The 8,809-nt window shown below is 49.4% G+C and carries 7 protein-coding genes and 1 pseudogene; all 8 read right to left on the bottom strand.

The genetic code is table 11. The annotated features are described in order from the left end of the window. Positions 1 to 424, bottom strand: a pseudogene (locus AC1DSE_RS30620) (putative baseplate assembly protein); the annotation flags it as partial. 53 nt (positions 425 to 477) lie between these two features. Then, positions 478 to 3,576, bottom strand: coding sequence for a baseplate J/gp47 family protein (locus AC1DSE_RS30615; protein ID WP_477528731.1), 3,099 nt, complete (start codon positions 3,574 to 3,576; stop codon positions 478 to 480). 14 nt (positions 3,577 to 3,590) lie between these two features. After that, positions 3,591 to 3,992 (bottom strand): GPW/gp25 family protein, encoded by a 402-nt coding sequence (locus tag AC1DSE_RS30610; protein WP_076267908.1) that lies wholly within the window; start codon positions 3,990 to 3,992, stop codon positions 3,591 to 3,593. 22 nt (positions 3,993 to 4,014) lie between these two features. Then, positions 4,015 to 4,233, bottom strand: coding sequence for a hypothetical protein (locus AC1DSE_RS30605; protein WP_477528730.1), 219 nt, complete (start codon positions 4,231 to 4,233; stop codon positions 4,015 to 4,017). Positions 4,234 to 4,328: 95 nt separating this feature from the next. After that, positions 4,329 to 4,586, bottom strand: coding sequence for a hypothetical protein (locus AC1DSE_RS30600; RefSeq protein ID WP_477528729.1), 258 nt, complete (start codon positions 4,584 to 4,586; stop codon positions 4,329 to 4,331). Then, the gene (locus AC1DSE_RS30595; protein ID WP_076267909.1) at positions 4,583 to 5,668 is read right to left on the bottom strand and encodes a phage late control D family protein; all 1,086 of its coding nucleotides are present in this window, start codon (positions 5,666 to 5,668) and stop codon (positions 4,583 to 4,585) included. Before AC1DSE_RS30595 ends, AC1DSE_RS30600 begins: the two co-directional genes overlap by 4 nt. A gap of 4 nt (positions 5,669 to 5,672) precedes the next feature. Beyond that, entirely contained in the window at positions 5,673 to 6,299 is a 627-nt protein-coding gene (locus AC1DSE_RS30590) for a CIS tube protein (protein ID WP_076267910.1), read from the bottom strand. A gap of 27 nt (positions 6,300 to 6,326) precedes the next feature. Then, the coding region (locus tag AC1DSE_RS30585; protein ID WP_477528728.1) for a hypothetical protein at positions 6,327 to 8,809 on the bottom strand (2,483 nt) is incomplete at its 5' end.

Genomic DNA, 8,809 nt, shown 5'->3' with positions numbered 1-8,809 from the left:
CATTTGTAGCTGTGACGTCATTGGCTTCCCGTTCCGTTCGCGTAACGATTCTATCCAGCGCAAGCGGCACAAGGGAAATGGAGGCTTCCGTCTCAAACATCTGATCCTCAGCCATCAGCTTTGTTCCGCGAGGCAGCGTCACCGGAGCTTTAATATTTGAGAACTGTACGGTAGCTCTCGCCGAACTTGCGTCTGCAGGCTGAATACCAAGCAGATCAAGAAACCTGCGCCTGTTCTTGTCCGGGACACGGCCAATGAAATAACGCTGCATCTCTGTCAGCCAAGCGAATAGCTCAATAAACGTAATGCCCGGGTCATGCGCATTCTCATCCGTCCATTCCGGAACCCGTTTCGGGATGAGCCTTCTTGCTTGTTGAACAATTTCCGCATACGTGCGGTCGTCTAGCGGCAGCCTCGGCAGCATTTGATCTCTCCTTCCTTTTCTTTTTTTGATCGTACTACCCTCATTCGGAACTCTTATTTCGGACCAGGGAAAGCCGTTATGCTATGGCTGCCATTAACGACGATGCCATGAATAACCTCATTCATCCGGACGGGATCCCATTCGGTACGATTTCCATTTTCTATTTTGACAATATGTAAATAAAGACGTTCGATATATAAAAGCGAGTGGACAGCATGCAAAAGGGAGTGAAGCACTGACACATGCAGCGTTTCTCCAATATTCCAGCCGTTGCCGTCAACATTTCCAGTTACCGAATGTAAGAACGCATTCAGCTTGGCTGTACAAGCCATCTCTAGTGGAAGCAGATCATCCACGGACTGGGATGCCACCGTTGCATGCACGGACACTTCCAAATAGGCCGGCTCGATAACCCGTATGGCACCGCCCAAGGAAACCAGATTCGATGCTGTCAGCATGAGCTCACGCTCCACTGCTTTGCGCAGCTCTGGAAACTGAGCAGCGCTTTCCAAGCCGCCCGCTGGGAAAGCAACCACAACCATGGAGCCAGGTGAGCGCTCCAGCCTTGCATTTCGATTGCTTAAGCATTTCACCTTTGCAATCTGCGGATATGCCTCTCTAGCAATCCATTCTACGTCGCTTGCGGTAACTGCCCGTCCGCGGTGCTTAAGCCGCTGCGGTCCCCTTACGAGCACTTGCTCTACCCGTTCCGCATCACCGCCGCCAATTGAAGGAGCCGGATTGCTGATGCTGCTGACGAATGCAAATGGAAGCACCATCCCCGTTATTTGCCCGGCATCGACATGCCCGTTTGCGCCCGCGGTAGTTTTAAAGCGAACGCGCACCGTTTCCGCCGTATCAGAGGAAGGAAGCTTCCCGCGGATGCCATCTCCGAATTGCAGCATTCCGCCTGCGTGGTCCGGTGAATAATGACGGTCAATTGGGCCAGACTCTGCAAGCGAAACGACCGGCTGCCATCTCACCCAGAAGCGTTGGTCATTACCGTCACCGTCTCTTTGCAGCATATAAAATTCAGGCTCGGAGTCAGACCATTTCACTCGATCCATTGGCGTGAAATGTGCGAGCTCATCTACCCACACCTCTTCTTCAATGAATGCCGTAGGCGCTAGCTGTACAAAGCCGTCCGCAGGAATTGTAAGCTCCTTCTCCTGACTAACCTGCTGCCTGACCGAAACAGCATTCAGATGCATGCTTGAGGCTACAGGATTGCCCGGATAGGAATCTCCGAGCGAGCCATCAAGGTTGACCGCGCGTATCCAATAACGCTCATGCCCGAACAAGCGAGCCGGCGCCATCGTAGATGGACCTACCCATTGCAGCTCTCCGCTTATCGTAAATGCCTCAGTGTTGTCCACCACCTTCAGCGGCTGCCAAATGTAGCGGCCTGCTTCCAAGCAAAGCGCTTCCCACTCCACCCACGGCGGTTGATTGCTGGCTGTAAACCTGCGTTCCAGCTCAATATGTAGACGAATGGGACCTTTTAACGGCGCTGCATTAAAGGAAGCATACATCGCAGGATGACTTGCTGGAATTTGCTCAAACAGCTTAAAGGACTGACCGCCATGTTGTGCAGAAGGCGTTCGATCACGATTGTCAATATTGCTTCTTGTATAGACATGCTCTGGCATAAATAAGCTTTGCGAGGCATGGGCATAGGACAGAATAGGTTGTGCGAGCCAAGGTGACATATATTCCACGACTGGCGCGATAATGGGATCAGTCTGCAGCACACGTGCCCGAATCCAATAATCAGACGTACCGTTTACGAACGTTTCCGCCATATCGTCTGGACAGTTGAACGTCAAAGTAAAGCTTCGTTCACTCTGCTCCGGCAGTTCGGCAAACAATGTTCCGAATTGCTCGCTGCCAGGCAGCCTGCCCCAATTGCTGCCATCCCAATACTCCCATTGAACACTTCTGATGCATACGCGCGGAGGATCCTTCTCATCAAAATCGGAAGTCCGCATGACCATTTTCCACTTTACTTCGGGATCCTGCGCCATTCTGAGCCTACTCGGTATCGCCCTCGCAGAGAAGGTCAACTTGATTTTGCTTTGACGCTTGCTAAACGCCTCTTCACACGATAAATAAAAAACGGAATAAGGAACAAAATGTTCTCCAAACGGGTAAAACCCATCCTTCAAGAGCTCCGTATCATTAAAATATAATGCGCCTGGCTCAATGCCAACATTGTCGCCGGCCGCATCATGCGMCGCACGAAGCCTTATTTTATCCATCTCCAAATGCTTGTTAAGCAGAGGAGAGGCGGCGCCTTGCAGCTGTTTCACGGTACACCTGATCCAGCGGCCAGTTATTCCTTCATGCTCAGTGAGCTCCAGCTTTCCAGCTCGCTGTTTATATAATACGACCATGCTGCCTGCAGCCGTTGCGGAATCAAATTTCACCCATTCCCCATTGCATGGATACGTCCATTCCACCCACTCTGATGCGAGCGAGGCAGCAAGCTCCGGCTCAGAGTAACGTTTTTCGGTGTGGTGAACATTTATGTAAAATCGGCTTGGCCGATCTACTAGAAAGATATCGTCATGCCGAATATAAAGCGTATGCTCCTGCTCATTTGGCATAGAGCTGGTATCGAACAAGCTGATCGGCTCAGCTAGGCCGCTCTTCAATCGCTCTCCATAGTCCAGTGCTGCAGTAGCAATATGATCCTTTTGTGGATTTACACTAATCCACTCCATCAGCTTCGCTGGTGTAGCGAGCAGCACCTTCTCCGTCTCAAATACGAGCGGCTCGCCGCCATCAGGATGAGGGGCTGTCAATGCAATGCCTGCCGGCAAATAAACGGGGTCGACCGTTCCTTCACTCAGCTGAAACACAACGGTCGCCCGGGCTGGACGAGGCGGCTGCAGCTTGACCTCGATAAGATCGAGGAAAGCAAGGAAATGATTGAGCGGCGCTTGATTAAGCCGATTAACCGTGTCCTCCAGCATCTCAGCGGTCAAATAGGCTAGTCCCGTCCCCGCATCAGGCTCCTCCTGCGAGAATCGCCACTCCGGCGTATAATGAGGTGCCATCTCCTTTAACTGAGCCATAAAAGAGGATAAGTTATTATGATTGATTTTTGGCGGACGGTTGTCACCGCCATTTCTTCCCCCGTGCTTCATCACGTTGCTCGCTCCCGTTATTTGCTTCCTTCCTCTAAATAGAAAGGAAACACCTGATTAAAAAGATTGTTTGTGGATCTTACCGCATAGGAGACGCTCATTAGCACACGGCCGTTATTTTGCCGATCAGGCTTCACCTCTACCTCTACGTCCTTTACTCTCGGCTCCCAAATTCGAATGGCTTCCTGCACATCACTGGCAATGAGTCTAAGCGATGTCTCATCCGTTGTGCCAAATACAAAATCCCGTAAGCCGCAGCCAAAATCAGGACGCATTAATCGCTCGCCCTTCGACGTTCGAATAATAATTCGGATAGACTCTTCAATGTCATCCTCGCCTTCCGCCATGCGAATACGGCCGGTTGTTGCGTCTACCTGAACGGGAAATTTCCATCCTTTCCCCAAAAACGATGCCGACATCTGCTGCAGCCTCCCTCAGCCATCAATTGATCTTAACCATCGCGCCCTTCAGCGACAAAATGCCGTTAGCCTTTACCTCAAGCATGCCATTGGATTGAAGCGTGAGCGCTGCATCCGCCTCCACCTTCACCTGAGCGCCTTTTACGGTAACCGATTTTGAGCCCGTCACTTTTACATCGCCTTGCGCGCTCATTTCAATCGTAGACGCTGAACCGCATTTGATGGTGACCTTCTTTCCCATCTCATCCAGCTTGATCGATTGCTGCTTGTCTTGCGTTTCAACCGTAACCGTCTTATCCTTATCGGCAAACGTAATATGATGGCCTTTTGACGTTTTTATCGTAACCGTGCCTGCGCTGCTCGTATCATCAAACGTAATCTCATGCCCGGTTTTCGTCTTGATTTTGCGAATATCGTTTTTGTCGTTCGGCGCAGGCGGAGCTCGMCTTCACGCAGTGGAAACTTCACCTTTACGCGGCCAAGCTTATCCGGGTCTTTGTTGTCGGTAACGATTGCATTCCACACTCCGGACAGCTGCTCGGATTGCATGGAGCGCTGATGCTGGTCAAAAAAACCAGGATACATCGTGCTCATATCGCATTCCCCTCCGTCTCAAAATAAATCATGTAGCCATCCGTTGCGTCGAGTCGATGCGTAACCTTCGTCAATCGCAGCAGTTGATTCAGCTTGTCGCTGCCGAGACCCTCAATCTTGATTAATTCACCTGGCTTCAGCTCTGGAAAACCAATCGAAGTTCCATGACCGCTCACGAGCTCGCGGGAAATACGATCCAGCATCGCCTTCGCAAGCGATTGCGCCTCGTCCTGCGATGCTGCCTGCGTGTATACGACCTCCATCTTTTGATTAGAGAGCATGCTTGCTACACTTGGGCCGCTTTTGGTGTTCGTACCAATAATGGTAACCGAGCTGGCAACGGATTCTATCGCTTGCATCTTATCGACGTCATAGCCGCGAACTTTGACTTGCGAAGTCTGGCTGGAAGCATCCACCGTCAACGTGAACTGAACGAGGTTTTTCCCATATTTCAGCGTAATAAGCGGCGCTCCCGATGTTTTCGGTTTTTTGAAAATAAGCTTGGATGCTTCTACATAGAAATGCCTGTCGTTATCCATCGCAAGCGAGCGGACAAAATGATAATCGCTCACCCCAATTTGCTCAATCGTTTTTTTGGTGACGCCCGTATCGTCCAAATCGACAGACAAACCATAATTTCCGGCAATTTGCCGAACAACATCGCTGTCCTTCATTTGGTTCCACACCTTAGAGTGTGACGTCTTCATCATGAGAAAAGAGCGGTCCATCGCCGTTACGACAATGCTTGGGCTGCCGTTTGAAGGATAATCAATGGTATAGCCTGTCATGATTCCATCAAATACAAGCGATTTTTTATCTGCGTAACCAAGCTTGATTTGCACCTTCTTGCCTACCGCAATCGTTGTGCCTACCCATTGCATACGGGATTCGCTCCATATATAGCCATTAGAAATCGAAAACCTGGCGATATCCGCCTGTGCATCCGTCGTTTGCTCGACATCAACCCATTCTACGGCCATGTTTGAAAGCTTGATCAATTGACCCTCTATTAAAATATCAACCTCAGGTGCGCTAAAATCACCATATTTGGATTCCAAATCCTCAAAGGAGTTTGCAGCCACGTTTTCACTCCAATCTCGGAATCGTCAAGCTTCTTCCGGATAACAGCATACGGGGGTTATCAATCCCATTCGCTTCGGCGATATGGCGCCATGCTCCCGGGTCCTCGTATTCCTCAGCCGCTATTGACCACAGCTGATCCCCTTGCTTGACCGTCTTTTGCTTCGTACGGTCGGCAGATTGACGCGGAATTTCTTGGTATTGTTCCTTCATCGTTTGCGAGCTCAGCATATCGACCGTTAAGGATGCCCTAACAGGGACGCCGGTTTCCAGAAACATCGTGTATTTCTGCGTAATGCTTGTAATAACACCTTTAAAATCAAGCGAGCCCCAAATGAATTTACAGGTCGGCGGCGTATGCAAATCCGAGTCAACATCGAGTATGCCCACGATTTTGGAAGTATAGGTACGAACGTCAATGCCCGCTTCATACGTATCAAAAAACAAATTCAGCTTCAATGTTGTCCGCTCACCGCTCGTAAATTGGGAGAGCGGGGTTTGCAGCCCCGCAATCTCCTTCTCCGCATATTGATTTCCGGATTCCATCTCATAATCAGTCGGGTTAAAAAGCACGTCTACCTTCTCGGTTTCTTTCGCTCGAAAGATCCAAAACTGCGCTTTGCTTAATGCCATTCGATGTCCCCTCCAAATCTGTTCATTTTAGAAGCCTCTTCTTCGCTGCTCCAGCTTCATCTTTCGCTCCAACGCCTTATATACTTGATCCGCAATAGCTTCTGGATGCAGCTGCGGCATTTTCATAATCATCTTCTGCAGCTGCACAGGGTCCAGCTCGCGAGGCGCTTCCACCTTCACCTGACGCGGCGGCTCCTGTGCAGCGGGCCCACTTGGTTTATGATGCGAAAGTGTGGGCATCTCGCCTCGTTCAACAAATGAAGCAGCGTTCGTCTCTACTCCGCTAGGTGCAGCTTGGCCAGCTGTATTACGATGACGGGCAGCTGCTGTATAACTAAGCCTTACTTGATCGCCAATTGTGCCGCTAGATTGAACGGAACTAGGCTCAATGCCGGCTTTTACAACGGATGTTAGTCCGCTAAGCATCGGCTTGTTTTCTATGGATGCTTTTGCAGCAAGATTAGCGAAGCCAGAATGTCTTTGAATCGTTCGGAATGGAGTCACTCCTGCTCTGGATCCGCTATTCAAGAAAGATGACATTAACGTTTGACGATGCACAGGATTGGTTTGTCCACTGCGTTTATTTCTCTCGCCAATAGGGAGAGCAGGAGCTGACAGCTTCATGTCTCCTGATTCTGTCTGCTTGTGCACGCTTAGTGTTGGATACGCGCGCATGGATGCGGAAGCTTTCGCTGATTCCGTAGCTTCGGCTGACATTTCAAAGCGGTTAGCCAACGTTTGTGATGCTTTATTCGCCACATCATTTAATGATTCAGCGCCATATGTTTTTTCTATTTCATTTACCGAGGTGCTGTTATTTTTACGGACTTGCCGTTGAACTAGTCTTGATTCGACCGGCTTTTGTTTCGCTTCAGCGCTAGTGCTTGGCTTTGTGTTTGGAGAAGTCTGCTCCGCTAGCCTCCGCACTAATGAATTGGATGTATACCTGATATTATTGTTTTCAACCGCATATGCTGAGGTTTTAATCGCTTCAGATGGGAGCCATTCAGCAGAAAAACGATGAACCGTTCTTCCTACTAAAGGAGAAGCTGAATCTACTTTTGCTCCAGCATTGGCAGGAGAAAAAGGACTAGGCATTGTTGTCCCTTTTCTTTTCCCTTGTATTRCATTCTGAAGTATAGCGCTGATGCTCGCTTCATGATTTGCCGCTATCACTCGCCGCTTATGCGACAGTGATGCTCCGTTTTTCAATAACGTCTTCTTATTATTCGCTGCTCTCGCAATTAATTGTCCGCGAACGGTAACAGATGCCAAGCCCGTATTTAAACCAGCCTCTTCGCTTGGCTTCAATTCTGCCATTTTAGACAAATTCTCTGATGTCGCACTCGCGTCTGTTCGACTGGCACGAGCAGAAGCGCCTTGAATGAAATTCGCATCATGAGTTAAGGTTTGCGATTCTGGTACGATTGTTCGTTTATGTAAAATAGCACGGCGGCTTTGAGCACGTATATTCCCTTCCGGATTATGATCCGTTGCAGCTTTATGCTTATAGTTGAGCTGAGTTAACGGCTTCTTTAGGGCGGTAGCTTCGGATGCCTTGCTTGCATCCTGCCTTAGCACTGGCACTGCGCTCTGCGCAGGCTGTCTCTGTTCAAAACGTCGCAAAACCATCTGGGCAGGCCTCGAAGCCATAATCCGGTTCCTTATTCTTGCTGCTTCTGCAAGAGCATTTGATAATGTCCTTGACGGTATAAACCGTTGAGATCCATCAGCTGATATCCCTGCTTGTGCTGCAATTGCTTTATGGATTGAAGTAGCAGCACTGCTAGGTTTTGTTTCATTTTGCTTCCAGCTGCTTACATTCGATGAGATACCAGCTGGATTAGCTTTAATCTCTTTTTTATTGGAAGGCACGACTGTATTAATCATGCTGCTATTATTCAGATTTACAGTTGAATCATTATCGACCTCTCGAGGCTGATCTGACTGTGAACGATTCGCTCGATGAATGAGACGTTTGGCAGCAATCGCTGATTGGCTGCTCCGTTCAGTTAATTCGTTCAAAAGCTGCGGCTTGCGCTGCAATACTGGAAGCTGAAGCCTATTTCGATTAACATCAGTTATCTTGCTAGCGGTTACCTTGATACTTGAATGGATAGCGGCAGCTTCTGTTTCTGATTCTGCATTTGGCATTGCCAAACGATTCGGTTGATTCGTTTTTTTCGCGGAGGCATTTGATTGTACATCCGCTTCCTTGCCATTTGGTGCTGCTTCTTGCGACATCTCCGTTTGCTCGGAGATATGTTTTTGATGATTACGATGCTTTAGCTTTAGCTGTTTTTTTCCTTTTGCACGATCTTCTTGCGGTAACACATCATCGGCCTGTCTACTCGAGAGCGTACGGAACGTATGTGTCGCTGTCTCTAGCTGCTCCAGCTTCGCCGCTTCGGCTCTYTTCCCWGCCTCGCTTAGAACCTTACTCGCAGCGGCGCTCTGCTTAYCCGCYTCCCGCTGCTCCAGCTTCRCYGCTTCGGCTCTCTTCCCAGCCT

This window comes from Paenibacillus sp. 01L418 (assembly GCF_056400045.1).
This window is presented reverse-complemented; position numbering and strand designations above follow the sequence as displayed.